This is a genomic window from Nostoc sp. CALU 546, assembly GCF_048836525.1.
Map to the genome: position 1 here is coordinate 173916 of NZ_JAWJTF010000002.1, position 25499 is coordinate 199414.

Consider the following 25499-nt stretch of genomic DNA (forward strand, 5'->3'; position numbering starts at 1 on the left):
TGCCTCCTGCCTCCTTCTTTCCAATGCCCAACAATTATTTTGTATTTCTAATTTTATTTAATTGTGATGCTCAAATTTTTAAAGCTTTTGCAAATATTTATTATTTAAGCTGATGATATCTTTCAAGAACTGGTGATTTATTTTGGTATATATCTATTTGCTTATTCAACACAAATAGATTACTTAGATAAAAATCTATCTTAACTAGCTAATTGCCAAAAGTTTTCAATATTAAATATTCTATAAATCTGTTTACTTAGATTAAAAATGGCAGAGAAATAGGGATACCATTCTCTGCCATTTTTAATAATATTTTAAGAGTTGGTGCTGCCAACTTTTTCTTTCAGTCTAGGTAGAAAAATCTAGATTATGAGAGTTTTAGCTCTGAGCAGCTTGGACAAATCCTAAAGTTAAGCTGTCTTTGGCGAGGAAGTGAGACAAATGATATGCACGTTCCTCAGTTTTCAACAAAATCTTTTCGTACAGATAGCGTGTACCCCGATCGCCTAAACTCTCTGCCTGAGCAGCTTGGCGACGAATTACGCCAATGATTGCTTGTTCGGCAGCAAGGTCATTTTCCACCATTTGGCGAGAAGAATATACGCCTTCGGATTCTTGCTCAAAAACAGTTAATTCTGCTAATTTGCTGAAGGTAGCTACTGGCACACCACCCAATCCATCCAAACGTTCTCCAATTTCATGGATGTGGTCTTGTACTTGGTTGTAGCTTTCGTTAAAAAACTCATGCAGAGAGTAAAATTCTGAGCCTTCAACTACGAAATGATGCTTTTGGTACTGCAAGTACAGTGCTTGAAAACTAGCTAATATAACGTTAAATCCTTCTGTAACTGGAGCAGTTACGCTGTGATCCAACAATACGGGATTGTCATATACATGACCAAAATTCCGTAACAAAGTTTGCGTTTCAGACATTGTGTTCCTCTCTTTTCAACAGTTATAGATTTTAACTGCTTATTTCTAACATATTAACATTTTAATAATAAGAGCAAGCCAATTTGCCATCAACAGATTTTGTATTTTTACTTACAAAAAGTCTCAATTTTATTGTTTGCTGCATGATGGCACACCCATGAAGTTGCATAAATATCTCATTAATATTGACATCACAGTATAAATATGCATATTTTCCAACAGAAGTGGGGAGTGGTGAAGAAGCAAGAGAGCAGGGGACAGGGTGCAAGGCAATACTTGTCGGTTAAGGGGAAAAGGGGAAGGGGAAAGGGGAAAGAAAAAACCTTTAACCTTTACCCTTTAACCTTTTCCCTAAACCAAATTCCGAGTTAAAAATCCTTAACCGAGCAGTATTGGGGTGCAAGGGACAAGGGAGAGAATAAAAAATAAAAATTACCTCTTTCTCTTCTGTTCTCTCTCTGCTTCTTCCCCCTCTTGAATATCTACGGTGTACACACAAGTCTGAAATCGCTGAAAAACCCAAGGTTTTACCCCACCCTAACCCTCCCCTTGCAAAGGGGAGGGAACTAGATTTTCTATTTCCCCCCTTTATAAGGGGGGATTAAGGGGGGTAACTCGACTTGTATGTACACCGTAGCCTCTGAATATGAGATAGCTGTAAAAGTTTGATTTTTTTTCCAAAATTAATGAGAATTCTTTGCACTTAAGGTATGCTGGTTTTAAGAGGTTAGACTCCTAAGACTTTCAAAAAGCAGAAAGTTAAATCGCGGTAGTTACTGCAAGTTTGTTGCACTTTGAGGGCAATTCTCTTGAAATCGTTTAGTTCAGAAATAGAAAGCAACCACCTTGTAGAGGTGAATTGGGCAGACCGCTGGCAAGTCTATCAACGCCTAAAGGAGTTAGATATTCCCTGTAGTTGTACGGCTAACCAGCCATTGAAAGTTGAAATTGCCTCTCCTATGACAGCTGTTCAACTTTGGAGTGTGATCCGGCGATTAACAGCCTCCCGTCAAGACCAGATTTGGACTCTTGAGTGCTGCTGGAAAAACCGCTACCAATAGTTCTAATCTTTAGTTGCTGAGAATATCTCGCTTGATAGCTTGTATTAGTTAAAAGGAGGTTAAAAAATGGGTGCATCTCACAATATGGAAATATCACAATTTTGTCTTGAAGGCAGGTTTATAAATTTTGTTATTAAAGATGGCTATAAGCTGAAGGGTTTATTGCTGGGTACTCATGAGGGTGAATGTTACGTTAAACTCGCTAAACATTTACGGGTTGCTTTTGACTTGCGGCTACCAGCAGGTACTTGGCTACAAGTTGTTGGTTATAAAGAATACGATACAAAAAAAGACAAAGTTACACTGAAAGCTGAACGTGTGATGGCGGCGCGTTCTGACATGGCGGCTGTTCAAACCATTGCTGCACCACAAGAACCCCCATCAATTGATAATGTCAAGGTAAAACCAGCTAAGACTAAAGCCACGATTTTGGTGTGTCAAAAGTCTGATTGCATGAAACGCGGTGGTAAAGCAGTTTGTCAGGCGTTGGAGGCGGCTTTAAGCGATCGCGGTTTAGAAGACCAAGTTACAATCAAGGGCACTGGTTGTATGAAAAACTGTAAAGCTGGGCCAAACCTAGTTATGCCAGATAAAACGCGCCATAGCCGAATTCAAGCTGCACAAATCCCCGCACTGATGAATCAGCATTTTGGTGATAAGAGTTTATCAGCGCAGCCTGAGAATTTAAGGGAAGTGGCGGTATATAATAGCAAGCTTTGCTGATGTCAGTAGGTAAGGATGAATAAACTTTCCTATGCAACAAAATGTAACTTCGTTGAAATCTTGGTGATTGCTTTTCGGCGAAACGCTTTGCGTAGCTTGCTTCTTTGCAGAAATACGTTTCACTCGCAATGACATAGTTGTGGATTTTTCCACCCACCTACTTCGCGAAATCTTGACATTTTAATGAGAAAGCTTAATAATATCTTCTCAAGTGTGTTCCATTAATTAATACTCGGCATTAGACTTTTGCCCAGTATTTGCAAGAGTTTTAAATTAAGCGATCGCCTACGGTTTGTCATAAGCAAGGCAAAGTAGTAGTTGCGATCGCTTAATGTTTGTAGGCAATTGGATTTAGCGATCGCATTGTCATGAGCAAACTCAGCGTCCAGCTTCCTGACTCTTTGTACAAAAGGTTGCAGGAACTTGCCAAACAAGACGGGATTTCTATCGATCAGTTTGTGGCGACAGCAGTTGCGGAAAAAATCGCTGCACTCACAACTGAAATTTATCTAGGGGATTTAGCAAAGCGAGGCAGTCGAGAAAAATACGACGCAGTTTTAGCGAAAGTACCAGATATTGAACCGGAATCTTGCGATCAATTACCCACAGCCTAACAACGCAGTGCAAGGTCTTCACCTTCAGGGGTAATTTTTGCCAAGTATTTGCAAGAGTTTTAAATTAAGCGATCGCCTACGATTTGTCATGAGCAAGGCAAAGTAGTAGTTGCGATCGCTTAATGTTTGTATGCAATTGGGTTCGCTGGTTTGGTGAGATGCGTTAGCAGCAGCGTAACGCATCGAAAGTATTTAGAATGATGCATTAATAATGTAATGCACTCTACAAATTCTTAATGTTTGTAAATCACTTATTGGAGTCTGAACTTGAACCTTCATTCAAGTTTGCTAAATTTTAGTAGCCCTCAAAATTTGCTGCTTTAAGTCTTGGCCATTCAAGAATCGCCCCTTTAAGATATGCCCCTTCAAGATTCGTCCCTACAAGATTCGCCTCTACAAGATTCGCCCCTACAAGATTTGCCTCTCCAAGATTTGCCTCTCCAAGATTCGCCCTTTCAAGATTCGCCCCTTTAAGATTCGCCCCTTCAAGATATGCGCCTTCAAGATATGCGCTTTCAAGATTCGCCCCTTCAAAATTCGCCCCTTCAAAATTCGCCCATCCAAGATTCGCCCCTGCAAGATATGCCCCTGCAAGATATGCGCCTTCAAGATTCGCCCCTTCAAGATATGCCCCTCCAAGATACGCTTCTTTAAAATTTGCCCCTACAAGATTTGCCTCTCTAAAATTCGCCCATTCAAGATACGCTTCTTTAAAATTTGCCCCTACAAGATTCGCCTGACAAAAATCCTTCAAAACTAAAGTGCAACCTTGCAAATCCAAAAAACTCAAGCAATTCAAGCAAAATACATCAGTATCAGTATCAAATCTTTGCCCTTGCAAGCGGGAAACCCAAATACCGAAAGCTTCAGGTGTATGCCATTGAATCTTTGAAACTGTCTCTGTCACTCTAGCGCAAGCATTTAAGACAGCTAATAACGCTTCTTCTGCATTTCGTGCTTGTCTATTTTCTTCTTGAAAATCAGGTCTGGGAGTTAAGCATTCCATCGGCATTCCATGACGCAACATAAAACCAATCAGATGGCATAATGTCTGCTGCCAATTGCTAACATCCGATGGCTTCTGTAAAGGCATTTCATCCACAACAAACTTAAAAAGGTATTCATCCATCGGGGATGCACCGCAGAGAATTGCCCACCTTTTTAAAGCCTCGCGCTCATCCCATCCATCATCTGGATCTTCCTGGCGATCCTTCAACTTTTTATGAATGAGTCTAACTTCTCGCACGATGCGTTTTGCTGTCAAATATTCACCAAAACTTTTGTGAGTAAATTCAAAAGTTTTTTCCTGTTCTTTAACTCCACTCTCACGAAAATAAAAGGCAGTCAAAAGACGAGTTACGCCTAATTTGGCACTTTCCTGAAACTTGTCTAAAAGACTCTTTAAACTACTGTGTTCACAATGGGCTTCAATCTCTCTAACTGTTGTTGTTCGTCCATCTCCATGCCAGGAAGCTAAAGCAATTTCTTCGAGGATGCGAACAAAGTCTTTTTCCTCAATTCCACGAATAGCCGGATGTTGATAACCAGCCCAACCGCGTTGATAAACTGCTGTGAGCAAATTTGCATAAATTGCATTGAGGTTGCCGTCTGTAGGAAATTTATTTTGCTGGTCGAAACTCAATGCTACCAAGTAATTCAGCAAGGGTTGGGCAGTAATTTCTGTAAGGTTATCTTGGTTTAACTCTTTTGGTAAGCAATCATAAGCCCGTCCGCTAGCATTGCCGTATTTCTGCCACCAAATCTGACGTTGATCTTGCTGCAACAACTTTTGATCATCAATGTAATTAGTTCTCTCATATTCAATAACAAAGTAAGGCAAGATATGCAAGATTTGCTGTGGTTTGCGAAAGTCGCTACTATTTGCTTGCACTACCAATTCTCGACCACTGATTAATACTTGTAAGCAAGTTTCACGCCCATTAAATCGCTCTACTTTTCTTTGGACTTCCCGCACAAATTGTTGAGCAGTTTCAGTGGCAATTTTACCCTGCATGGCAAGCTCATCTAAACCATCGAAGATAATCAGTAAGCGGGAATCAGCCTTATCTTTATCTAGGGGATTATGTCTGAGAAAACCATCATCTCGCACAAACTTACCAACTGCCTCAACTAAGTCATCCGAGGGTTCAAAATGGTGCAAAGGAATAAATAAAACCGGAATTTTCCCTTTTTCTGCTTGGTTAGCTGCAAAGATTTTGGTAAAGGAAGATTTACCACTTCCTGGGCCACCACTAATCACTCTAATGGCATCATTGCGATCGCCTTTTTCTAACCAAGCTTCTAATTCAGTTTCTAAGTCAAGAACAATTCGCTGATATTTCTCATCTTCTCTCAGGCGGCGTTCAAATTCTTCTGATTTTTCACCCCCAACTTTCTGCTTATAGTAGGCGTATAAAGGAACATAAACCTGTTTTAAACCAAAGGCTTCTAAAAGCATCGGTTCTTCAACCTGTTTTTGTAGCCAAGCTAAATAACGCTGCCATGACTGTTCCCGTTCATTGGCTTGAGTAAAGGGGGTATCCAGTTCTTCTTTTAAACAAGCATATTTTTCGGGATGTTTTGCCCACTCTTCATGTAAAGCAAACACAAAATAGGTAGGAAGACGATGGCTAATTGTTAGTGCCTGGGCTTGATTGACGCTAAAGTATTTTAACCAGTCCGCAAAAGCAATTTTAATCGCTTCCAGAATCGGCAAATCTTTGGGACGGCTAAAAAAATCTTGGTCAATACGCAATTCTATACTTTCTAGGGAATCGTTGAGGCGATCGCACAATAGCTCAAGATCGCTTTCGTTTGGTTTTTCAAACAGCAACTCTTGATTTCCTTTTATCAAACTCACTATTGCTTCTACCAAAGAACGGTAAATTAGTAACCAAGCAACTTCCTCTGGTGCTGATCCTAAACCTAGTGCTGCTGTAGCTTCCACAGCATCTTTGGCTACCTCTCCCCACTGACCCAAAACCCCATTTATTACACCTTTGCCTAGTGATTTGAATAGTTCTTTAAAGTCAGCGTTAATGGGTTTATTCCATAATGCAACAGGTTTGCTGACTGAAAATCCAGAGGTATTGCTCATCGCTGTTGTATGACGCTGGTAGATGTACTGAGTTAATATATTTCAACAAGGTTTTATCAGATTTTTTCTGAAAACCAGTAGTAAATTTAACAATTTATCTAGATAAACTTCTAATTTCAGCCTCAAAGGCTCAACGTTGAGGATAAAAGGCTCAACTCTCAGGCTCAAAGGCTCAACGCTGAGGATAAAAGGCTCAACTTTCAGCCTCAAAGGCTCAACGTTGAGGATAAAAGGCTCAATCGTCAGGCTCAAAGGCTCAACGTTGAGGTTCAAAGGCTCAACTGTCAGGCTCAAAGGCTCAAAAATGCCTTGGCGATTAGAAATTGCGGCTACACAGACAAAACCCGCCTGCGCGGGTTACAAAAATCTTTATACTATTTCAATTGATGATTGCAATATATCCTTGGGTAAAGACGCGATGAATCGCGTCTCTACAATTGGTTATCCTTGGGTAAAGACGCGATGAATCGCGTCTCTACAATTGGTTTATTTGTCGTATTCTTTTTTTTAATTGGTATTAGATACAAAATATGATGGGGAAGCACAGGTGTACTTCCCTACGATTAACGTGTATTGCACCCAAATTTATAACTGCTGTGATTGCCTATTTTAGGCTTTAGCTAGCTGCGGCTTCGGGTTTCTTTTTCTTGGAACGGCGGCTGAACCTGCGTCCCATTTCATCGATGACTGCATCCAAACCTGTAACATCACCGCTAGCTTTGGCATAGTTGTAAATTGCCAAGGCTGCTGCATAAGCTTCACTACCAGCCGCAATACAGGTATCATCTACCAGTTCTTGCAGTTGGGTTAAAGACAACAGCACCGGATACAAGTTTTCATATATTTCCAAATCCCGGCGCATCTCTTCCAAGTCAAAAGAACGAGGTAAAAAGTTAGGGTTCTGTGTCGCCACTTCTAAGGCTTTGCTGACAAAAGCCCGACTTTTATCTCCCATCTTTACTATGGTGCGTCGGTCTTCGGTGGTCAAATCAATCAAGAATGGTAACTTTTCTCTAATTGTAGCGATCGCTTGCATTACCGCTTCTTTATCTGCTGGGGCTAGGCTGGCACTGATGCGATTTTCTGCCATTTTTAATACTCCTTTAGGGTACTTAATTTCAGTATTCCCAAAGTTCTAGAGGCGATCGCATTTATTGAGAGATAATTAACAATGAAACTGAATGCAGAAATCAATGCGTAAACAAATCATTGAATATACATCTCCACTAGATGCGCTGATTGCCCTTACCAAACAGTTAAATACCTATGAAATAAACTACCAAATGAATTCAGAAGAATTTTTTGCCAAATATAGCCAAGGCGAAACTTCTGATGATGAAGTATTTGTCGAATGGGCAGCAAACTACCAACATTATCTAGCTCTACACCAAGAAATAGAGAGCAAACTCAGAGATGTCGCGTAAAGTTATTCAAGCCTATTTAGATGAAGTTGAGCAACTTTTACTCAACTGCTCTAATACATACGTTGAGGAATATAGTGCAGTAATTTTAACACCAGAGAGAGCTAATCTCCGCATTAGGATACGTTTTGCTCTCAAATATTTACTAGCAGTCAGTGAAGCCTTTGTTATTGCAGATAATCAGATTACATATATCGATTACCGCTATCACTTTCAAGATGGGCAAAATAGTCTGATTTTTCGTTATGACAGTACACCACACTTTCCTAACTTGCCTAGCTTCCCGCACCATAAGCATCTTTCCGACAACGTAATTGCTTGCGAAAAGCCACATATAGCTGATGTGCTACAAGAAGTGATGGAATTTTTAGAGTCAGAACAGAACAATCAAATGTAACCGTTAAGATTTTGCTCCTTGATACGTTCCATCTAACCGCTAATCACAGCGATCGCATCAATTTCTACCAACACATCTTTAGGTAAGCGCGATACCTGCACACAAGCCCGCGCTGGGGCTGTATCTTCCGGGAAATATTTTGCATAAATGGCATTTACTGCCGCAAAATCATTCATATCAGCTAGAAATACAGTGGTTTTCACGACATCTTGGAAAGTCGCACCGGCTGCGGTGAGGATGGCTTCAAGATTAGCTAATACCTGCTCAGTTTGCTTTTTGACATCATCAGTGTAGACGACATCACCAAGGCGAGGATCGATGGCAATTTGTCCAGCGATGAATAGAAATTGACCTGAAGCTGCGATCGCTTGATTATAAGGGCCGACTGGTGCGGGTGCGTTATCAGTATTAATTACTTTACGAGTCATAGATATTACTTTCTCTAACGATGTTTCCTGTTTACCGATTTCCCCTTTAGGAGCGATCGGCTTGTAGACTTCTCCATCTGGCATTATCGCACCAGTTAGGTCAGCATCTTGAAGATTGGCTCCGTAAAGATTTGCTCCAGTTAAGTCAGTTTTTCTAAGATTTGCTCCGTTGAGATTTGCTTTCATTAAATCCGCTTGTTGTAAATCCGCTCTCTCTAAATTTGCCCCTTTGAGACAGGCTTTTCTGAAATTTACGCCTCTGAGATTTGCTGCACCTAGATCAGCCTCAGCCAGATTCATACCAGACAAATTCTTTTGAGATAAATTAACACCTCGAATTTTGGCTCCCTGCAAATTGGTATCTCTGAAATGTACCTGAATTAGGTTTACTTGACTCAAATCAGCTTCAAACAAGTTAGCCCGACTTAAATTTGCACTACTGAGGTTAGCTCTCACAAGATTTGTTTTTTTGAAAGAAGCTTCAGTTAGATTGGCAGAATTTAGCGTAGCATCACTCAAATTGGCATTATCTAGGTCTGCCCAACTCAAATTTAAACTAGAACTTTCCACCAAACCACTTAAGTTTGCGCTTGTCAGAGATACCCTGGTGAGATTTGTGTTTTTAAGACATGCCTTACTCAGGTTGGCATTATTTAAATCTGCTCCCGTCAAATCTGCATTTGTCAGGTCTATCCCACTCAGATTTGCACCTTTGAGGTTTACTCCTCTCAGATTGACGGAATCAAACTTTCGTTGACCTTTTGCATATTGTTTTAAAAGTTCCTCAGCATCCATAATGCACCTTTAAATACCACTGACACAGTATAATCACAAAAATTTTGTGTCACAGATATTCTTCTCCCCTCTTCCTTTGTGCCCTTCTTTACGAGACGCTGCGCGAACACGTCCTTGGTGGTTTGTCCCTCTACCCCCAATACGGTTCGGTTAAAATTTTTTGATGAAAATTCTAGATCACAAAGACGCGATGAATCGCCGTCTCTACCAAAGACTGATTATTGTAGAGACGGCGATTCATCGCGTCTCTTGCCTTAACCGAACCGTATTGCCTCTACCCCAACCTCGGACGTATCCCATAATGCCGATATCGCCAATAATCTCGCAAAATGCGATCGTGGTCAAAACATAAATTACTAGGGACACGCCAAGACTCAAAAATACCTACACCCTTAGCATCATCCCCAGCCACAGGTTCCCCCGTCGCTGTCGCTAAAAATACAATACTAATGGTATGCTGACGCGGATCGCGATTGGGGTCAGAATACACCAGTAATTGTTCAACTAATTCCACCTGCAAACCCGTCTCTTCCTCAGCTTCTCGCCGCGCCGCCACTTCCACCGCTTCACCATAATCTACAAAACCACCAGGAATAGCCCAACCTAAGGGTAGATTATGTCTTTCAATTAACACTATTGGCCGATGAGGTCGATCTACTAGTTCAATGATGATATCAACTGTCGGTGCAGGATTTCGGTAAGTCATGGAATTTTGGATTTTAGATTTTGGATTAATTAAGTGGACATCAGGCATTTACCAAGGACAAATGACAAATGACAAATGACTTGACCCTGCAAATACTGTTCCGTGATAAATTCGATGCGATCGCATAGCGTGTCCATCAAACAATTGCTCCTTCACATAATTCAGGTTAAATATGCCTTTTCCTAGATCCAGTGGCATTTTGCTGCATCCTACTTCCTTTCCTAGCCGATTTGGCGTTGGGGATTTAGGCTTAGAAGCCTATCGCTTCATTGATTTCCTTAAAGAGAGCCATCAACAATATTGGCAAGTTTTACCTTTAGGCCCCACTGGATACGGTAATTCCCCCTATATGTGCTACTCGGCAATGGCAGGAAATCCTCTGCTAATTAGCCCAGAAAAACTCTTAGAAGAGGGTTTGCTATCTGAAGAAGACTTTGCTAATTTACCAGGATTTCCAGGAGAAAAGGTAGACTTCGACCAGGTTGTGCCAATTAAGATTGGGCTACTCAAAAAAGCCTGTGAAAATTTTAGAGTCAATGCTACGCCTATCCAACAAAAAGAGTTTGCAGGTTTTTGCGACAGCAAAGCTTACTGGCTAGATAATTACGCTTTATTTATGGCGCTGAAAGATGCTCACAATGGCGCAAGCTGGCATACATGGGAGACAGAATTTGTCAAGCGTGAACCGGAAGCATTAACTCAGGTAGAAGGTCGGCTCAATGGAGATATTTTCTATTACAAGTTCGTCCAATTTGAGTTTTTCCGACAATGGTCAGACCTGAAAAGCTACGCCAATATGCGCGGCATTGACATTATCGGCGATATCCCCATCTACGTAGCTCATGATAGTGCCGACGTGTGGGCGCATCCCGACATCTTTTGCTTAGACGAAGAGACTGGAGAAGCTGCCCAAATGGCAGGAGTCCCACCGGATTACTTTAGCGCCACCGGTCAATTGTGGGGAAACCCGGTTTATAACTGGGAGGAATTGCAAAAACAAGACTTTAAGTGGTGGGTACAACGCTTTGAGGCCATGCTGGATTATGTAGATATAATTCGCATTGACCACTTTCGGGGCTTTGAGGCTTATTGGTCAGTACCCAAAGGTGAAGAAACTGCCATGAATGGCGAATGGGTGGAAGCACCTGGAGATGCTTTTTTTGAAGCGATCAAACAGAAGTTGGGCAAGCTACCCGTCTTGGCAGAAGATTTGGGAGTAATTACACCAGAGGTAGAAGCGCTGCGAGACAAGTATGAATTTCCTGGGATGAAGGTTTTGCAGTTTGCCTTTGGTTCTGATCCCGGTAATCCATTTTTACCATTCAATTACCCGCGAAATGCTGTAGTTTATACTGGCACTCACGATAATGACACAACTGTAGGCTGGTTCAATTCAGCTAATGACAACGAAAAGCATAACCTATGGCTTTATTTAGGTTGTATCAGTTCTGAAGGCATTCAATGGGATTTGATTCGCCTAGCTTTGAGTTCCATAGCCAACCAAGCAATTATTCCTTTGCAAGATGTCTTGGGATTAGGAAACGAAGCACGGATGAATTTTCCTAGTGTTGCAGAGGGGAACTGGGAGTGGCGCTATCAAGCAGGAGCGTTGAGAGACGAATTGCGCGATCGCTTGAAAGTTCTCACAAGACTCAATGGACGCGCCCCGCAAGACCAGTGAGGAGTGGGTGAGTGGGGCATGGGGCATGGGACGAAGGAACAAGGAGAATCACCATGCCCAATGCCCCATGCCCCATGCCCTATATTTCAAAACTTAGGCTTGGCAGCAATCCTAACTTCTTCCTCTTTCCCCGGCTCTCCCATTTCCTTAGCTTTCTCTTGATTGACGCTCATCAAAACACCACCCGCATTATCAGTTTTCACTGTCAGTTGCTCTTGGGCTTTCCAAATCCGGTGAGTTCCCTCTGGGAGAATACCCTCAAACTCGATTTTGCCATCGGCTACGACGCGAATCCAGGATGATGCTTTCAAGGTGACACCAATCTGTAAAGTCTGTCCCTGTTGGATGCTATTAAGGGTATCGCTGACAGGTTGAACTTTTAATGACTCTTTTGGTTTAGTTGGTTCTGGTTTATCAATAGACTTTTGTTTTAGGTATGGTTCGTTTTGGCTATTACTTGCTTGTAGTACTGCGTTATTTAATAACTGAGATAAGCCATTTACAGAGCATACAATTAGCAATATGTAAAGAAAGTAAAGATGAATCGGACGTAGTTGATCAAGGCGTGAATTATTCCTCATACCTTGGGGGTTCAGTTGTGTAGAACTAATCGGGAAAGTGCCAGAAAATTCGACTCCATTCAGTCCTAGTGCATCGGCAAATTGCCTAATCAAACCCTGAATATAGACTGGTTCTGGCAGATCGTTTAAATTACCTTCTTCGATCGCCTGCAATAATCGCCGGGGAACCCTGGTTAATACAACCACTTGCTCTAGAGATAAACCCTGTTCTTGCCGCAACGCCCAAAGTTGAGCGCCCATTTCTGCCAACTTTTCGGCTCGTTGTTGCTCTAATGAAAGTGATGGCTGGTGATTATTCTTCTTTCTTAGCCATTTCATGCCTACTGACACTCCTTAACTCCACTGAATCAATAATTAGGTTGCGTTATTTGCTCTTGCAAAAAGTGAATCTCATCATCTGTGAGGGAACGATATTGACCCTCTGACAAAAAGGGTGCTTTTAGAGTTTGTAATTGAATTGTGCCGATCGCAGTCCGATGTAGTTGGATTACTGGATATCCTAACTGTTGAGCTATACGGCGAATTTGACGATTTCTTCCCTCCTGCAACACTATTTCTAACAAGCTTTGCTCACCACGACGTTCTACAAGGTGTACCTTAGCAGCCCTGGTTTTTCTACCCTCCAACATCACACCCTGACGCCACATTTGTAGAACTGCTTCTGGAGGATGTCCTTTGACCAAAACATGATATGTCTTGGAAATACTGTGGCGGGGATGGGTGAGTCCAAATGTCAGATTTCCGTCATTGGTCAGGATTAATGCTCCTGTAGAGTCTGCATCTAGACGCCCCACTGGATGAATACCTGAATCCTCTCGTAGTTCTTTCGGTAGTAGATCCAGGACTGTTGGTCTGCGCTGAGGGTCGTAGCAAGTCGAAACTACACCCGCAGGTTTGTGCAGCAATAGATATATTAAAGCCGGACGCTGCTTTTCGGATACAGGTTTACCATCAATTGCGATCGCATCTTTTTGGGGATCAACCTTTTGACCTAAATGGGCCAATACCCCATTGATCCGCACCCGTGAGTGCCTAATCATTTCTTCGGCTTCACGACGTGAGGCGATGCCCCATTGAGCAAGAATTTTTTGTAACCGTACCTCCATGTGGAAATTGCTTATTTACTGTTAACAATTAAATGATATTTGCATTTTGTAGCGAGTAGGCATAAATGTTACATTTAAAACTTGTTTAATTTCTATTCGGTTGTTGAGCAAATATTCATACATAGATTGGTTAGTAGATGTCAGAGCAAAATTCCCAAACAACAAATGCAAATAAAATCCGCATAATTACGCAGGTACTTACAAAAGCACTAAAGCTTTGGTTAAGAACACAAGTGAGCCAAATATCAGAATTAGAAGTGGAGATAAAAGCGAGCGATCGCCAACTTTTTTCTGGACGCATTCCGTTGGTATCTATTTTTGCTAGTCATGCAGTTTATCAGGGTCTCCTCATTACAAAAATTCAATTAATAGCAGAAAATATTCGGATAAATATCGGCTCAGTACTCAAGGGAAAACCCCTGCGACTGTTAGAAACAGTACAAGTAGCTGGTGATTTAATCGTAGACGAGAAGGATCTCAATGCTTCTCTCTCATCTGATTTATTATCAACTGCTTTGAGCGATTTATTGGTTAAGGTTTTGCCAACACATTACCCACAGTCACAACCAATTAATTGGCAAGAAATTCTGATTGGGAACAACCAAATTATACTGCGAGGTTTGAGAGTAACCAATAGTGAAACAACGCCTCTAGAGATTTGTCTGGGGTTACAGTTACTCAGTGGGCATCAGTTGCAAGTAGCACAGATCCAAATCAACCACGAGCAGGGAAATATATTGGAAGACAATTATGAATATAATCTCGATCTTGGCTCAGATGTCGATATCGAAGAACTAACGCTGATCCCAGGAAAGCTGGTGTGTCGTGGGCGGATTAACGTTAACCCTTGATGATGAATTAAAAATATTAGTAGTTTATTTTAAATGATATGGCGTCTCTTGAAAAAAGAGGGACTGGGGACTGGGGACTGGGGACTGGGGACTAGTGACTAGGAACTGGGGACTGGGGACTAGTGACTAGGAACTGGGAAAAAGTTTTCCCAATACCTAATACCTAAGAACTGAGAAAAAGTTTTCCCAATACCTAATACCCAATCCCTAATACCTAATACCCAATCCCCAATCCCCAGTACCCAATCCCCAGTACCCAACTAACTATTTACTAAGTAGTGGCAAAAGTAATGTCACAAAATAATAAACCAAAGGAGCAGTGAAAATATAGCTGTCGGTACGGTCTAAAATACCACCGTGACCGGGGATTAACTGTCCAGAATCTTTGACTCCGGCATCCCGCTTGAGTAGAGATTCAGTTAGATCCCCTAAAAGACTAGCAATGCCAATCAGCAAACCCAATGCTAGACCAGTAAAGGGGGATCTGGGCAAGTGGAGATAATAGGCTCCTGCTATAGCTACGGCAACACTTGAAGTAATGCCAAAGACAGCGCCTTCTACAGTTTTTTTCGGGCTAATATCAGACAGACGGGTTTTACCAAAGAATTTACCAATAGTGTATGCACCAATATCGGCTGCCCAAATACACAAAAAAGTCAGCAGTGTTGCTGTAAAACCTTGTGATAAAGAAGCGGAATTTGCCTTTTCCCAGAAATCTGTCCAGGTTGCGGGCCAGTATCCTCCGAAAGGAAGATTGCTAAAAGCAGCAGTATCAATTGCTCGTAACCGCACCCAGTAACTCGGCAAATAACCTACGTAAAATAGCCCCATAATAGAAGCGGAAACATCAGCGATCGTGGCAAACTTTGGCTGAAACAGCAGGTAAAAACAAATAAGTGTGCCAGCTATTGGCATTACAGCGTCAGCTAAACTGCCATCCAGGGTACAAATCACCAGCAATATTTGGCTAACAGCCATAGTGGTTTTTGCGGCAGGAGCGATGCCTCTGGCTCGCACCAAATTAAAATATTCCTGTTGACCCAAAAAGATGATGACCGCAAAGATGATGGTAAAGTACCAACCCCCCAAAAGGGTTGCTGAAAGAGCAAGAGCGATCGCAACAATTCCACTTATAATCCGAGACCAAGGCATAAAAGTATTTGGGATTGGGTACTGGGTACTGGGGATTGGGTATTGGGGATTGGGTATTGGGTATTGGGTATTTGGAAAACTTTTTCCCAGTCCCTAGTCCCCAGTCCCTAGTCCAGTTTCTCACCACTGAGGATAAAAATGGGATCAACGGCGGTAAAGGTTTGAGAAAAGCCGCGTGTCTCTAGGCGGTTAACCGCAGACTGAACGACTTCGATATTTCTAGCCCTCAACAGAGAAAAGCTCTGAGAAATAGCATACAGACTTTCTAGATTAGCAGCTGTAGCTACAACCCGACCGGATGGCGGCAAATAATGCCAAGCTGCTTGCAGTATTTCCTGAATGGGTCGGCCTCCCTCAATACAAACACGGTGAGGGGTAATTTTGAGATCATGTAAACACTCTGGGGCGCTACCTTCAACAACTTCGACATTTTTCACATCAAAGCGATCGCAGTTACGCTTGATCAGATTAGCTACTTCTTCATCTCTTTCTATAGCGATAATCTTTCCACCTGGACACAATAGCCCCACCTCTACCGGAATTGTACCCGTCCCTGCGCCAATATCCCACAACACGGAATCTGATTTTAGTCGCAGTTGGGAAATTAATAGCAGTCGGACTTCTCGCTGACTCAGAGGAATTCCTGGCAAATGTTCAAACAATTCATCAGGAATACCAGGGGTAATATAAGGCCAAAGTTGGGAGGGCATAGAATTACGCAATTATACTAAAGATATCGATTTGCTAAATTGAAAAGCAATAAGCTATAAAAACTTTTCAACCGTAGCATTAGAAGAAAACATAATGATTGGCGAAATATTAAGCGATCGCTATGAAGTTCAGCAGCTATTAGGAAAAAAAGCAGGGCGGCGGACGCTATTAGCTCGTGATTTGCAAACTCAGGAATTAGTTGTAATCAAGTTACTCTCTTTTGGTAGTGACTTTGAATGGGATTCACTCAAGCTGTTTGAGCGAGAAGCCGAAACTTTAAAAAACCTAGCACATCCCTCAATTCCTGGCTATTTAAACTATTTTGAGGTAAATTTACCAACCATCAAAGGATTTGCTCTAGTACAAACTTATATCCCTGCACAAACCTTAGAGCAATGCTTACAAACTGGGCGGACTTTTACAGAAGTTGAAGTCAAATATATAGCTAAAGCACTTTTAGAGATTCTCGTTTACCTACATGGGCTTTATCCGCCTGTGATTCACCGTGATATTAAGCCTAGCAATATTTTATTGGGGGAGCGCTCTGGTAATAGTATCGGTCAAGTTTATTTGGTAGATTTTGGCTCAGTGCAAACAGTCCTGGCTACCGAAACCGGGACAAGGACTGTGGTAGGAACTTATGGCTATATGCCACCAGAGCAATTTGGCGGACGCACTGTTGCAGCATCAGACCTCTATAGTTTAGGTGCAACCTTAATTTATTTAGTTACGGGCAATCACCCAGCAGATTTACCTCAAAAGGATTTTCGCATTCAGTTTGAACAACTGGCTAATTTGAGTCCCAGCCTGACTAGTTGGTTAAAGTGGATGATTGAACCCAGTTTAGAACGGCGTTTGAGTTCTGCGAGTGCTGCACTGGCAGCTTTGGAGAAACCACAACCGACAAACTTGCCTACTTTAGTTGTTGGCAAACCAGATGGGAGTAAGATTCAACTAACGAAAAATGCAGACTCTCTAGAAATTATCGTTCCACCAGCTGGTTTTGATCCATCAATAATATTCACAGGTTTATTTGCGATCGTCTGGAATTCATTTATCCTCTTTTGGACAATTGGGGCACTCTCAGCGCCTTTTCCTGTCAACATCCCCTTTGCCTTGTTCTCACTTCCTTTTTGGGGTGCTGGCTTTATGATGGTGTATAAACTTTTCTTTAATTTGTTTGGACGCATCTGCTTACGCTTGAATCCCGAACAAATTGCCTTAACCTGGGAGTTGTTTGCTTGGAAATTTTATCGTCCTCGTGCATCACCAAGACAAAGTATTACTAAGTTGGTTTATATTCCAAAACATTTTACTAAAGACTCTGAAGGCACTAGAATTGCCGTTCCAGCACAATTGGATATTTGGGTAGGAGTAAAAAAATATCAACTTGGTAGTATTGGTGGTGCGATTAAATCTGAAGCGGAATTAGAATGGCTAGCTCAGGAATTAAGTGATTGGTTAGGTTTGCCAATTACCAATCCAATTAGAAGTTAGTTGCACTCATCGGATTTGAGCCATCAATGTCTATATTTAATTACAGAAGCCTTAGAGGAAATTTATATGTTTGGACTGGGATGGCCAGAAATAGCTGTAATTAGCATAGTCGCTATTCTAATTTTCGGCCCAAAAAAAATTCCCGAACTGGGAACTGCACTGGGCAAAAGCCTACGAGGTTTTAAGGAGGAGATGAAAACTCCCAGCGAGGAAACCAATCAGGAAGAAGAAAAACAGTAATTAAAGGAGTCAGAAGACAGGAGTCAGCACACTGCTTCCTCCTGATTCCTGACTACAGCAAGGTATTCACAACAGAAGAAGGTGTGATTCCATTTTGGGAATCGATAACAGTTGTGCCAGGACTTTGTTGATGTGTCTCTTCTTTCGCTAAACCACGCAGCTTAATTAACTTAATAGCCCTAGTGACGCTTTCTGGTAAAATCACCACCAGACTGTTATCAGGAGCCATGTCTAAGCCTTTATTTATCGCTTGGGTTTCATCCAAAATTGATTCATAGCGGCTATCAGACTTAACTTCGGTGATGCCTTGAATAATCAATTGGGCGGCTGATCCCCGTGCCCGTCCCCGTGTGTCATCGTCTTCTTTGATGATGATGTAATCAAAAATTTGTGCTGCTAATTTACCCAAAGTAACAAAGTCTTCGTCACGGCGATCGCCTGGGCCACCAATTACGCCAATCCGTTGCCCTGTAGTCCAGTTCCGCACAAAGGAACCGACAGCTTCGTAACTGGCTGCGTTGTGGGCATAGTCCACCAAAGCATGGTAGTTTCCTAAATTAAATAGATTCATCCGTCCTGGTGTTTGACTAACTGAAGCCCGGAAGGTCTTCAAACCAGCCCGAATCTGTTCAATTGTGACGTTTTGCACGAATGCTGCCAAACTTGCAGCTAAAGCGTTGGCAATCATAAACGGCGCACGTCCGCCCATTGTTAAAGGTATATTTTCGGCTCTTTCTATGCGGTGTGTCCAATCACCTTTAACAATTGACAAATAGCCATTTTCATATACTGCTGCGACTCCACCCTTCTGGATGTGCTTCCGCACTAGTTCCGAGTCGGGGTTCATGGTGAAGTAAGCAATATTAGCCTTAGTTTTTTCTGACATGGCAGCGACGCGGCGATCGTCGGCATTTAGTACCGCGTAACCATCCGGGAATACGGCTTCTGCTACTACACTTTTGAGGTTAGCTAACTGTTCAATGGTATCTATATCGCCAATTCCTAAGTGGTCGGAGGCTACATTTAAAACCACGCCCACATTTGCTGCTTCAAAGCCCAATCCAGAGCGGAGAATGCCACCGCGAGCCGTTTCCAGTACCGCTACTTCCACTGTGGGATCTTGGAGGATGACGTGGGCACTTTGAGGGCCTGTGTTATCACCAGATTCTACTAAGTAATCACCGATATATGTTCCATCAGTAGTAGTATATCCAACTACTTTCCCAGTCTGTTTATAAATATGTGCTAGTAGTCGGGTAGTAGTGGTTTTGCCATTAGTACCTGTGATGCTGAGAATCGGAATTTGGCTAGATTGCTCGTTAGGAAACAGCATATCCATCACTGCGCCAGCGACGTTACGGGGAATACCCACGCTTGGAGCAACGTGCATCCGAAAACCGGGAGCGGCATTAACTTCAACAATCACGCCATCGACTTCCCGCAACGGACGGCTAATATCCGTAGTGACGATATCCAGTCCGGCGATATCCAAACCGATAATCTTGACTACCCGTTGTGCCAACCACAGATTTTCTGGGTGAATTTCATCAGTACGATCTACGGCGCTACCACCTGTACTTAAGTTGGCTGTTGCCCTGAGATAACAAATAGTACCCTTGGGTGGCACGCTATTTAGAGTGTAGCCTTGCCTTTCTAAGAGTTGGTAGCTGGTGCGGTCTAGTTCAATCTTGGTGAGGACGTTATCATGTCCTTCACCGCGATTTGGATCGAGGTTTGTTTCCTCAATTAGTTCGGAGATGGTTGATCTGCCATTGCCAATAACGTGAGCTGGGACGCGCTCGGCTACTGCTACTACTTTGCCATTTACCACCAATACTCTGTGGTCACGCCCAACGTAATATCTTTCGACAATAATTGATCGGGAAACCTGTCTAGCAGCTTCGTATCCGGCTTCAGCTTCTTCCCAAGTTCTGATATCAATGGTGATCCCGCGTCCGTGATTACCGTCCAGGGGCTTGATAACGATGGGATAGCCGCCAACGTATTCAATGGCTTGTTCCAAATCGTCTAGGAAGTTGATCACCGTACCTCTGGGAACTGGCGCACCAGCGGCAGCGAGAATGCGTTTAGTGGCTTCTTTATCGCAAGCTAGTTCTACACCCAGAATGCTGGTGTTGTCGGTCATTGTGGCCTGCATTCGCTTCTGATTCACGCCATAGCCTAGCTGAATCAAAAAGCGGGCTTCCAGAGACATCCAGGGAATACCTCTTTTTTCTGCTTCTTTGACGATCGCTTCAGTAGAAGGGCCTAAGGAAGCATCACGGGTGAAGTCTTTCAGGTCTTGGATATCTTGCTCTAGTTCTGCCTTGGGATAACGGCCTCGATCAACGATACTCTGGCACAGCCGGACTGCGGCTCGTCCAGCGTAACGTCCCGCTTCCTCATTCAGGTACTCGATCACTACTTGGTAAATTCCGGGTGTGGCAGTTTCGCGGGTGCGGCCAAAGCCGACATGCATACCAGCTAATTCCTGGAGTTCTAGGGCTACGTGTTCCACTATGTGACCGATCATAGTGCCTTCTTTCACTCGCATCAGGAAACCACCACGACAGCCAGGTGAACAATAATGGCCTTCCAGACTCGGCAGCGCCTCAACTAATCCTTCATAAAAGCCAGGGATTTCATTCGAGGGCGTCTCGCCAAGGGTTTCTAAATCGAGGCGCATGACGATCAGTTTGTGGCGTCGAATGCTCCAATAGTTTGGGCCGCGTAAGGTCTGGATCTTGAGGATTCTCATGGGAATAGGTAGATGGAGATTCGGAACCAAAATTCTAGTTTCTTACTGGAATTGACCGCTAAACTGTTCATCACAAACAGTTTTTTCTCTTTACATGGTATTCTTATCATTTTTCTACGGTAAGAAATAAATGTGCGGTCAACTCAGTGTAACCTCAGATACTCTATCCCGTCAGCTGGAGATTCGGTGTACAGCAGGCAATACAGTCCGCTGGTACAAGTGGAAGCGATCGCCGTAGCTGAGGATATGGAGACGTAAATTATGCACGGTTAATGGTTCATTAGCACCGACATGGGGTTCGTTGGTGTGGGTAAGTTCAGTGGGATCAACAATGGTGACACTGCCTTTACCCATAACTTGTAGCCAACCATCGCGTTCAAACACAGCACAAGTATCTTCGTCAATGCCAATACCTAAGCGATCGGGATGAGCTGAGATCGCACTAATCAGTCGCCCCATCCGATTACGGTTGTGAAAGTGTTGGTCAACGATGACTTCAGGAATAAATCCCAAACCCGTTGCCATATCTACTAGGGAACGATTGGGTGACTCTCCACTACCGCCGCCAGCAATCATGTGATGCCCCATTACTGCCGCTCCTGCACTGGTGCCTGCTAACGTAAGTTGCCCCGCCCTCACCCGCTGACGAATAATTTCCATTGCTGGTGTATCTGCCAATACGCCACAAAGACGCAGTTGGTCTCCTCCTGTCAAAAATACCCCACTACAGGCTTCTAAGGATGCTTTGATCTGGGAGGCTTCACACTGTTCCCGTTCGCGGATGTCTAAAATCTCTACCTTCTGAGCACCCATTTCTTCAAAAATGCGAATATACCGACCACCGATGATAGCGGGTTCGCGAGAGGCAGATGGAATAATTGTAATATAAGCCTTACTAGCACCGGCACGTCCAAAAAAAGTTCGTAGGATTTCGCGCCCATGAACTTTATCTTCAGCACCTCCGATAACCAGAACGGCGGTTTTAGTTGCTTGGGGTGTCCTCATTTCTAGCGATTTAGCTTGTAATTGCGGCATTGTGTTTCTCCTGTCAACAACTCTCAGGTGAATTTAACAAGGCTCAGTTGCCTGATGATCTTTGCGCTTTGCTTTTTTGAGAGGACACTTTTTGGAAGTTTGGAACTGGGTCAGCCACTCTCCAAATTCTCGCTTAACGCTCGCGTTGCCTCAGTCTAAACGTGTTCGTTCCCTTTTCTCAAAGCCAGCGCCTTGTTTTTCACCTGTCCACTTGCAGCAGGGCAAAATAGTCTTTATGGGGCTAGATTCCCACTCTAGGGTTGGGGACGAGCAGTTAAGACTACGCTTTTTTCTGAGGCTGGCTCGATGCATCCTGGAAGTTGTTAACTTGATATGATTATTAATTTAAATGTAGTTGTGACAACATTTAAACATAAATTAAGTAATTAGAAAAACTTTTGATCCCATCTAAAATCCAAGAGGTCTGGTAGTTTTAGATACTATTGATAAAGTTTAACTGGAGTTTGCCCCGACCTTGGCTTGCTGATGTTTGCTAGACATTCAAATTTAAGATTAGTGTCCTCGAATACGAATAACTGTGCGCTTTGATATAGTTACGCTTTTTCCTGACTGTTTTAACTCTGTTCTCAATTCTGGGCTGCTAGGTAAAGCTTTAGCCAAACAGATTGCCGAAGTGCATCTGATTAACCCACGAGACTTTACCACTGACAAGCACCGAAAGGTAGATGATGAACCTTATGGTGGCGGCGTTGGGATGCTAATGAAGCCAGAACCTATTTTTACCGCTGTGGAGTCGCTGCCAATTCTAGCCCGAAGAGAAGTAATTTTGATGAGTCCACAGGGTCAAACAATCAATCAGCCTCTTTTGAAAGAATTGGTGACAAATTATGACCAGTTAGTAGTTATTTGCGGGCATTACGAAGGAGTGGATGAGAGGGTGCTGCATTTGGTAACTCGTGAAGTATCTTTAGGCGATTTTATTCTCACTGGCGGGGAAATTCCAGCAATGGCTTTGATTAATGGCGTGGTGCGGCTAATACCAGGAACCGTGGCTAAAACGGAGTCCCTCACAGCAGAAAGTTTTGAGGAAGGGTTATTGGACTATCCTCAATATACTCGTCCCGCCAATTTTCGCGGTTTGAAAGTGCCTGATGTTTTGCTCAGTGGGAATCACGCAGCGATCGCAAAGTGGCGTTACGAACAACAAATTCAAAAAACCCGCGATCGCCGCCCCGATCTCCTAGAAAAATTGGAGCAGGGGAAGCAGGGGAGCAGGGGAGCAGGGGAGCAGGGAGAGAATAATATATTTCTAACTCCTGACAAATAACAAATGACAAATAACAAATGACAAAAATTCGTATTGGTAACGGCTACGATATCCATCGATTGGTGAGCGATCGCGCTTTGATTTTAGGTGGAATTCAAATTCCTCATGAACTGGGTTTATTAGGTCACAGTGACGCTGATGTGTTAACACACGCGATTATGGATGCCATGCTTGGGGCATTATCTTTGGGCGATATTGGTCATTATTTTCCCCCAAGCGATCCCCAATGGGCGGGAGCAGATAGTTTAGTACTATTAACTCAAGTACATAAACTGATTCGGGATCAAGGCTGGCAGATCGGAAATATTGACTCGGTAGTAGTAGCAGAACGTCCAAAATTAAAGCCGCATATTCACAATATGCGCGACAAACTAGCGGCGGTTTTAGAATTACAACCAAATCAAATTGGTATCAAAGCTACCACCAATGAAAAATTAGGCCCCGTTGGACGCGAAGAAGGTATATGTGCTTATGCTGTCGTCTTACTAGTTGCTTCAGAGTAACTTTTGTTTTAGCCCCTGATTAAAAATATTCAAGACTGAATAGGATGGAAATAAATTTGAAATTATGAAATTTTTTAGCAAAATATTTCTGGTAATTAAACATTTTTGGTTGCCAATAATTTTGACTTCAGCAACAGCACTTACACTTACCGCCTGCAACCCGACTAATTTCAAAAGTTCAGCCGCTCAAGTGCCGCAATTAGTAAGTGCTATTCTCAGTGACCCTAAAACCTTTAACTACCCTTTGAGCCAGGAATCTCCCAATGTTTTTCCTCTAATTTATGAAGGGTTAACTACTGAAAATCCCATAACTGGGAACATCGAGCCTTCTTTAGCAGAATCTTGGGAAATTGCTGATGACAAATTGCGGTTTGTTTTTACCCTACGTCAGGGATTGAAATGGTCTGATGGGGAACCCTTAACAGCAGATGATGTAGTATTTACCTTCAACCAAATTTACCTGAACGAAGCGATTCCCGCAGATGCTAGAGATGTGCTACGGATTGGTGAAAGTCGAGCATTACCAAAGGTACGAAAAATCGATGCTCAACGGATTGAATTCACAACTCCAGAACCCTTTGCACCATTTTTAGGAACTTTAGGACTGCCAATTTTACCTGCCCATACCCTCGAACCATTTATCAAGACAAAAGACCAAGAGGGTAAGCCCATATTTTTGTCAAAGTGGGGCGTTGATACGCCTCCAGAGCAAATTATCGTTAACGGCCCTTACAAGCTAGAGCGCTACGACACTAGTCAACGTGTAGTGTTCAGGCGCAACCCCTACTATTGGCGTAAAGGCCCGAAAGGAGAACCCCAGCCTTATATTGAACGGGTTGTCTGGCAAATTGTAGAATCAACAGATACATCTTTACTACAATTTCGTTCTGGTGGTTTAGATACGGTGGGAGTCTCACCAGATTATTTTTCTTTGCTAAAGGTGCAGGAAGAACAAGGGAATTTCAAAATTTTTAATGGTGGCCCCGCAACTGGTACGACGTTTGTTTTATTCAATTTGAATAAAGGTAAAAGGAATGGAAAACCGCTGGTTGATCCAGTTAAATCGCGTTGGTTCAATACTGTAGAGTTTCGGCAGGCAGTAGCATACGCAATTGACCGACAAACGATGATTAATAATACTTTTCGTGGTTTGGGTCAACCACAAAATTCACCCATTTCCGTGCAAAGCCCTTATTATCTGTCGCCTAAAGAAGGACTAAAAGTTTATGAATACAATATAGAAAAGGCGAAAGAACTGCTACTAAAAGCAGGATTCAAATATAACAACAACCAACTAATTGATGCTCAAGGAAACCGCGTCCGCTTCTCGTTGCTCACCAATGCTGGTAACAAAATCCGCGAAGCAATTGGATCGCAGATTAAACAAGACCTGAGTAAAATTGGTATTCAAGTTGATTTCACTCCTCTGGCATGGAATACTTACACAGATAAGCTGTCAAATTCATTAGACTGGGAAGTTTCTATGCTGGGTCTGACTGGTGGTTTAGAACCAAATGATGGGGCTAATGTCTGGTCGCCTGAAGGTGGATTACACATGTTTAATCAGAAACCTCAAGCTGGACAAAAGCCAATTGAAGGTTGGGAAGTGTCTCCTTGGGAAGCAGAAATCGCCAAGTTATACATTCAAGGAGCAAGGGAATTAGATCCAGCAAAGCGGAAAGAAATTTATGCCGAAACCCAAAGGATTACCCAAGAAAATTTACCGTTTATTTATCTAGTTAATCCTTTATCAATGTCAGCAGTGCGTAATCGCTTTGAAGGTATCCAATACTCTGCATTGGGTGGCGCATTCTGGAACATTCATGAAATCAAAATAACAAATTAGTCATTGGTCATTACTTGTAGATAAAAACAAAGGACAAAGGACAAAGGACAAATGACAAATGATAAATGACAAATG

27 protein-coding genes are annotated in these 25499 nt (G+C 42.7%); 13 read left to right on the plus strand and 14 right to left on the minus strand.

The window, feature by feature from the left end; translation table 11 throughout:
* Nucleotides 1–378: 378 nt before the first annotated feature.
* Nucleotides 379–933 carry a Dps family protein gene (locus RRG12_RS01880; RefSeq protein ID WP_069073416.1) on the minus strand — a complete coding sequence of 185 codons (555 nt, stop codon included), beginning with the start codon at nucleotides 931–933 and terminating at the stop codon, nucleotides 379–381.
* Between the two features lie 809 nt (nucleotides 934–1742).
* Here RRG12_RS01880 and RRG12_RS01885 point away from each other — a divergent pair.
* From RRG12_RS01885 to RRG12_RS01895, 3 genes are all read left to right on the plus strand, one after another.
* A complete protein-coding gene (locus RRG12_RS01885; protein WP_420758131.1) occupies nucleotides 1743–1994 on the plus strand; it encodes an Asr1405/Asl0597 family protein in 252 nt (83 codons plus the stop codon).
* 66 nt (nucleotides 1995–2060) lie between these two features.
* Entirely contained in the window at nucleotides 2061–2717 is a 657-nt protein-coding gene (locus RRG12_RS01890; protein WP_420758132.1) for a (2Fe-2S) ferredoxin domain-containing protein, read from the plus strand.
* A 368-nt stretch (nucleotides 2718–3085) separates the two neighbouring features.
* Nucleotides 3086–3331, plus strand: a complete 246-nt coding sequence (locus RRG12_RS01895; RefSeq protein ID WP_420758133.1) for a toxin-antitoxin system HicB family antitoxin — start codon at nucleotides 3086–3088, stop codon at nucleotides 3329–3331.
* Nucleotides 3332–3355: 24 nt separating this feature from the next.
* On the opposite strand, the gene RRG12_RS01900 is transcribed toward RRG12_RS01895, so the two are convergent.
* From RRG12_RS01900 to RRG12_RS01910, 3 genes are all read right to left on the minus strand, one after another.
* The gene (locus tag RRG12_RS01900) at nucleotides 3356–3514 is read right to left on the minus strand and encodes a hypothetical protein (protein WP_420758134.1); all 159 of its coding nucleotides are present in this window, start codon (nucleotides 3512–3514) and stop codon (nucleotides 3356–3358) included.
* A gap of 112 nt (nucleotides 3515–3626) precedes the next feature.
* A complete protein-coding gene (locus RRG12_RS01905; RefSeq protein ID WP_420758135.1) occupies nucleotides 3627–6428 on the minus strand; it encodes a pentapeptide repeat-containing protein in 2802 nt (933 codons plus the stop codon).
* Nucleotides 6429–6470: 42 nt separating this feature from the next.
* Complete coding sequence (locus RRG12_RS01910; RefSeq protein ID WP_420758136.1) at nucleotides 6471–6722, minus strand: hypothetical protein; 252 nt, start codon at nucleotides 6720–6722, stop codon at nucleotides 6471–6473.
* 10 nt (nucleotides 6723–6732) lie between these two features.
* Here RRG12_RS01910 and RRG12_RS01915 point away from each other — a divergent pair, with 10 nt between their 5' ends.
* Complete coding sequence (locus tag RRG12_RS01915; RefSeq protein WP_420758137.1) at nucleotides 6733–6894, plus strand: hypothetical protein; 162 nt, start codon at nucleotides 6733–6735, stop codon at nucleotides 6892–6894.
* A 150-nt stretch (nucleotides 6895–7044) separates the two neighbouring features.
* On the opposite strand, the gene RRG12_RS01920 is transcribed toward RRG12_RS01915, so the two are convergent.
* Nucleotides 7045–7518 (minus strand): hypothetical protein, encoded by a 474-nt coding sequence (locus RRG12_RS01920; RefSeq protein WP_420758138.1) that lies wholly within the window; start codon nucleotides 7516–7518, stop codon nucleotides 7045–7047.
* A gap of 103 nt (nucleotides 7519–7621) precedes the next feature.
* On the opposite strand from RRG12_RS01920, the gene tumA reads away from it, so the two are divergent.
* On the plus strand, nucleotides 7622–7852 hold the full coding sequence (gene tumA / locus RRG12_RS01925) for an antitoxin TumA (protein ID WP_069073408.1): 231 nt from the start codon (nucleotides 7622–7624) through the stop codon (nucleotides 7850–7852).
* On the plus strand, nucleotides 7842–8246 hold the full coding sequence (tumE, locus tag RRG12_RS01930; protein WP_420758139.1) for a toxin TumE: 405 nt from the start codon (nucleotides 7842–7844) through the stop codon (nucleotides 8244–8246). The genes tumA and tumE overlap by 11 nt, the downstream gene beginning before the upstream one ends.
* A gap of 32 nt (nucleotides 8247–8278) precedes the next feature.
* On the opposite strand, the gene RRG12_RS01935 is transcribed toward tumE, so the two are convergent.
* From RRG12_RS01935 to RRG12_RS01945, 3 genes are all read right to left on the minus strand, one after another.
* Complete coding sequence (locus RRG12_RS01935; RefSeq protein WP_420758140.1) at nucleotides 8279–9469, minus strand: Rid family detoxifying hydrolase; 1191 nt, start codon at nucleotides 9467–9469, stop codon at nucleotides 8279–8281.
* A 274-nt stretch (nucleotides 9470–9743) separates the two neighbouring features.
* Nucleotides 9744–10175, minus strand: a complete 432-nt coding sequence (locus RRG12_RS01940) for an NUDIX domain-containing protein (protein ID WP_420758141.1) — start codon at nucleotides 10173–10175, stop codon at nucleotides 9744–9746.
* 48 nt (nucleotides 10176–10223) lie between these two features.
* Nucleotides 10224–10373, minus strand: a complete 150-nt coding sequence (locus RRG12_RS01945) for a hypothetical protein (RefSeq protein ID WP_420758142.1) — start codon at nucleotides 10371–10373, stop codon at nucleotides 10224–10226.
* Here RRG12_RS01945 and malQ point away from each other — a divergent pair.
* Nucleotides 10348–11856: a 4-alpha-glucanotransferase gene (malQ, locus tag RRG12_RS01950; RefSeq protein ID WP_069073404.1), complete on the plus strand. Its 1509-nt coding sequence runs from the start codon at nucleotides 10348–10350 to the stop codon at nucleotides 11854–11856. The two genes, RRG12_RS01945 and malQ, sit on opposite strands and share 26 nt — an antisense overlap.
* 86 nt (nucleotides 11857–11942) lie before the next feature.
* Here the strand turns inward: malQ and RRG12_RS01955 are convergent, their stop codons facing one another.
* Both RRG12_RS01955 and RRG12_RS01960 read right to left on the minus strand, forming a co-directional pair.
* The gene (locus tag RRG12_RS01955) at nucleotides 11943–12755 is read right to left on the minus strand and encodes a helix-turn-helix domain-containing protein (protein ID WP_069073403.1); all 813 of its coding nucleotides are present in this window, start codon (nucleotides 12753–12755) and stop codon (nucleotides 11943–11945) included.
* Between the two features lie 29 nt (nucleotides 12756–12784).
* The gene (locus RRG12_RS01960) at nucleotides 12785–13543 is read right to left on the minus strand and encodes a pseudouridine synthase (RefSeq protein ID WP_069073402.1); all 759 of its coding nucleotides are present in this window, start codon (nucleotides 13541–13543) and stop codon (nucleotides 12785–12787) included.
* Nucleotides 13544–13680: 137 nt separating this feature from the next.
* Here RRG12_RS01960 and RRG12_RS01965 point away from each other — a divergent pair, with 137 nt between their 5' ends.
* On the plus strand, nucleotides 13681–14394 hold the full coding sequence (locus tag RRG12_RS01965; protein ID WP_420758143.1) for a DUF2993 domain-containing protein: 714 nt from the start codon (nucleotides 13681–13683) through the stop codon (nucleotides 14392–14394).
* A 264-nt stretch (nucleotides 14395–14658) separates the two neighbouring features.
* Here the strand turns inward: RRG12_RS01965 and RRG12_RS01970 are convergent, their stop codons facing one another.
* Together RRG12_RS01970 and cbiT are read right to left on the minus strand one after the other, a co-directional pair.
* A complete protein-coding gene (locus RRG12_RS01970; RefSeq protein ID WP_420758144.1) occupies nucleotides 14659–15546 on the minus strand; it encodes a phosphatidate cytidylyltransferase in 888 nt (295 codons plus the stop codon).
* Nucleotides 15547–15653: 107 nt separating this feature from the next.
* Complete coding sequence (cbiT, locus tag RRG12_RS01975; RefSeq protein WP_069072620.1) at nucleotides 15654–16256, minus strand: precorrin-6Y C5,15-methyltransferase subunit CbiT; 603 nt, start codon at nucleotides 16254–16256, stop codon at nucleotides 15654–15656.
* Between the two features lie 94 nt (nucleotides 16257–16350).
* On the opposite strand from cbiT, the gene RRG12_RS01980 reads away from it, so the two are divergent.
* Both RRG12_RS01980 and RRG12_RS01985 read left to right on the plus strand, forming a co-directional pair.
* Nucleotides 16351–17754 carry a serine/threonine protein kinase gene (locus RRG12_RS01980; RefSeq protein ID WP_420758145.1) on the plus strand — a complete coding sequence of 468 codons (1404 nt, stop codon included), beginning with the start codon at nucleotides 16351–16353 and terminating at the stop codon, nucleotides 17752–17754.
* Nucleotides 17755–17820: 66 nt separating this feature from the next.
* Nucleotides 17821–17994, plus strand: a complete 174-nt coding sequence (locus RRG12_RS01985) for a Sec-independent protein translocase subunit TatA/TatB (RefSeq protein ID WP_181932761.1) — start codon at nucleotides 17821–17823, stop codon at nucleotides 17992–17994.
* 52 nt (nucleotides 17995–18046) lie between these two features.
* Here the strand turns inward: RRG12_RS01985 and cphA are convergent, their stop codons facing one another.
* On the minus strand, nucleotides 18047–20752 hold the full coding sequence (gene cphA / locus RRG12_RS01990; protein ID WP_084227265.1) for a cyanophycin synthetase: 2706 nt from the start codon (nucleotides 20750–20752) through the stop codon (nucleotides 18047–18049).
* 171 nt (nucleotides 20753–20923) lie between these two features.
* A complete protein-coding gene (locus tag RRG12_RS01995; protein WP_069072616.1) occupies nucleotides 20924–21787 on the minus strand; it encodes a cyanophycinase in 864 nt (287 codons plus the stop codon).
* A gap of 538 nt (nucleotides 21788–22325) precedes the next feature.
* Here RRG12_RS01995 and trmD point away from each other — a divergent pair.
* The 3 genes from trmD to RRG12_RS02010 all read left to right on the plus strand — a co-directional run bounded on the left by trmD (nucleotide 22326) and on the right by RRG12_RS02010 (nucleotide 25424).
* Entirely contained in the window at nucleotides 22326–23075 is a 750-nt protein-coding gene (trmD, locus tag RRG12_RS02000) for a tRNA (guanosine(37)-N1)-methyltransferase TrmD (protein WP_420758146.1), read from the plus strand.
* A 17-nt stretch (nucleotides 23076–23092) separates the two neighbouring features.
* A complete protein-coding gene (gene ispF / locus RRG12_RS02005; protein WP_420758147.1) occupies nucleotides 23093–23578 on the plus strand; it encodes a 2-C-methyl-D-erythritol 2,4-cyclodiphosphate synthase in 486 nt (161 codons plus the stop codon).
* Between the two features lie 64 nt (nucleotides 23579–23642).
* Nucleotides 23643–25424 carry an ABC transporter substrate-binding protein gene (locus RRG12_RS02010; RefSeq protein WP_069072613.1) on the plus strand — a complete coding sequence of 594 codons (1782 nt, stop codon included), beginning with the start codon at nucleotides 23643–23645 and terminating at the stop codon, nucleotides 25422–25424.
* Nucleotides 25425–25499 lie beyond the last annotated feature (75 nt).

What these genes read in the sequence shown, in the direction of transcription:
- RRG12_RS01895 (WP_420758133.1), top strand. Translation starts at nt 3,086, where the DNA reads ATGAGCAAACTCAGCGTCCAGCTTCCTGACTCTTTGTACAAAAGGTTG.
- malQ (WP_069073404.1), top strand. Translation starts at nt 10,348, where the DNA reads ATGCCTTTTCCTAGATCCAGTGGCATTTTGCTGCATCCTACTTCCTTT.
- cbiT (WP_069072620.1), bottom strand. Translation starts at nt 16,256, where the DNA reads ATGCCCTCCCAACTTTGGCCTTATATTACCCCTGGTATTCCTGATGAA.
- RRG12_RS01880 (WP_069073416.1), bottom strand. Translation starts at nt 933, where the DNA reads ATGTCTGAAACGCAAACTTTGTTACGGAATTTTGGTCATGTATATGAC.
- RRG12_RS01985 (WP_181932761.1), top strand. Translation starts at nt 17,821, where the DNA reads ATGTTTGGACTGGGATGGCCAGAAATAGCTGTAATTAGCATAGTCGCT.
- RRG12_RS01960 (WP_069073402.1), bottom strand. Translation starts at nt 13,543, where the DNA reads ATGGAGGTACGGTTACAAAAAATTCTTGCTCAATGGGGCATCGCCTCA.
- RRG12_RS01980 (WP_420758145.1), top strand. Translation starts at nt 16,351, where the DNA reads ATGATTGGCGAAATATTAAGCGATCGCTATGAAGTTCAGCAGCTATTA.
- RRG12_RS01905 (WP_420758135.1), bottom strand. Translation starts at nt 6,428, where the DNA reads ATGAGCAATACCTCTGGATTTTCAGTCAGCAAACCTGTTGCATTATGG.
- RRG12_RS01955 (WP_069073403.1), bottom strand. Translation starts at nt 12,755, where the DNA reads ATGAAATGGCTAAGAAAGAAGAATAATCACCAGCCATCACTTTCATTA.
- RRG12_RS02010 (WP_069072613.1), top strand. Translation starts at nt 23,643, where the DNA reads ATGAAATTTTTTAGCAAAATATTTCTGGTAATTAAACATTTTTGGTTG.
- RRG12_RS01890 (WP_420758132.1), top strand. Translation starts at nt 2,061, where the DNA reads ATGGGTGCATCTCACAATATGGAAATATCACAATTTTGTCTTGAAGGC.
- RRG12_RS01995 (WP_069072616.1), bottom strand. Translation starts at nt 21,787, where the DNA reads ATGCCGCAATTACAAGCTAAATCGCTAGAAATGAGGACACCCCAAGCA.
- tumE (WP_420758139.1), top strand. Translation starts at nt 7,842, where the DNA reads ATGTCGCGTAAAGTTATTCAAGCCTATTTAGATGAAGTTGAGCAACTT.
- RRG12_RS01935 (WP_420758140.1), bottom strand. Translation starts at nt 9,469, where the DNA reads ATGGATGCTGAGGAACTTTTAAAACAATATGCAAAAGGTCAACGAAAG.
- ispF (WP_420758147.1), top strand. Translation starts at nt 23,093, where the DNA reads ATGACAAAAATTCGTATTGGTAACGGCTACGATATCCATCGATTGGTG.
- RRG12_RS01900 (WP_420758134.1), bottom strand. Translation starts at nt 3,514, where the DNA reads ATGCGTTACGCTGCTGCTAACGCATCTCACCAAACCAGCGAACCCAAT.
- RRG12_RS01915 (WP_420758137.1), top strand. Translation starts at nt 6,733, where the DNA reads ATGCCTTGGCGATTAGAAATTGCGGCTACACAGACAAAACCCGCCTGC.
- RRG12_RS01970 (WP_420758144.1), bottom strand. Translation starts at nt 15,546, where the DNA reads ATGCCTTGGTCTCGGATTATAAGTGGAATTGTTGCGATCGCTCTTGCT.
- RRG12_RS01920 (WP_420758138.1), bottom strand. Translation starts at nt 7,518, where the DNA reads ATGGCAGAAAATCGCATCAGTGCCAGCCTAGCCCCAGCAGATAAAGAA.
- RRG12_RS01945 (WP_420758142.1), bottom strand. Translation starts at nt 10,373, where the DNA reads ATGCCACTGGATCTAGGAAAAGGCATATTTAACCTGAATTATGTGAAG.
- tumA (WP_069073408.1), top strand. Translation starts at nt 7,622, where the DNA reads ATGCGTAAACAAATCATTGAATATACATCTCCACTAGATGCGCTGATT.
- cphA (WP_084227265.1), bottom strand. Translation starts at nt 20,752, where the DNA reads ATGAGAATCCTCAAGATCCAGACCTTACGCGGCCCAAACTATTGGAGC.
- RRG12_RS01965 (WP_420758143.1), top strand. Translation starts at nt 13,681, where the DNA reads ATGTCAGAGCAAAATTCCCAAACAACAAATGCAAATAAAATCCGCATA.
- RRG12_RS01940 (WP_420758141.1), bottom strand. Translation starts at nt 10,175, where the DNA reads ATGACTTACCGAAATCCTGCACCGACAGTTGATATCATCATTGAACTA.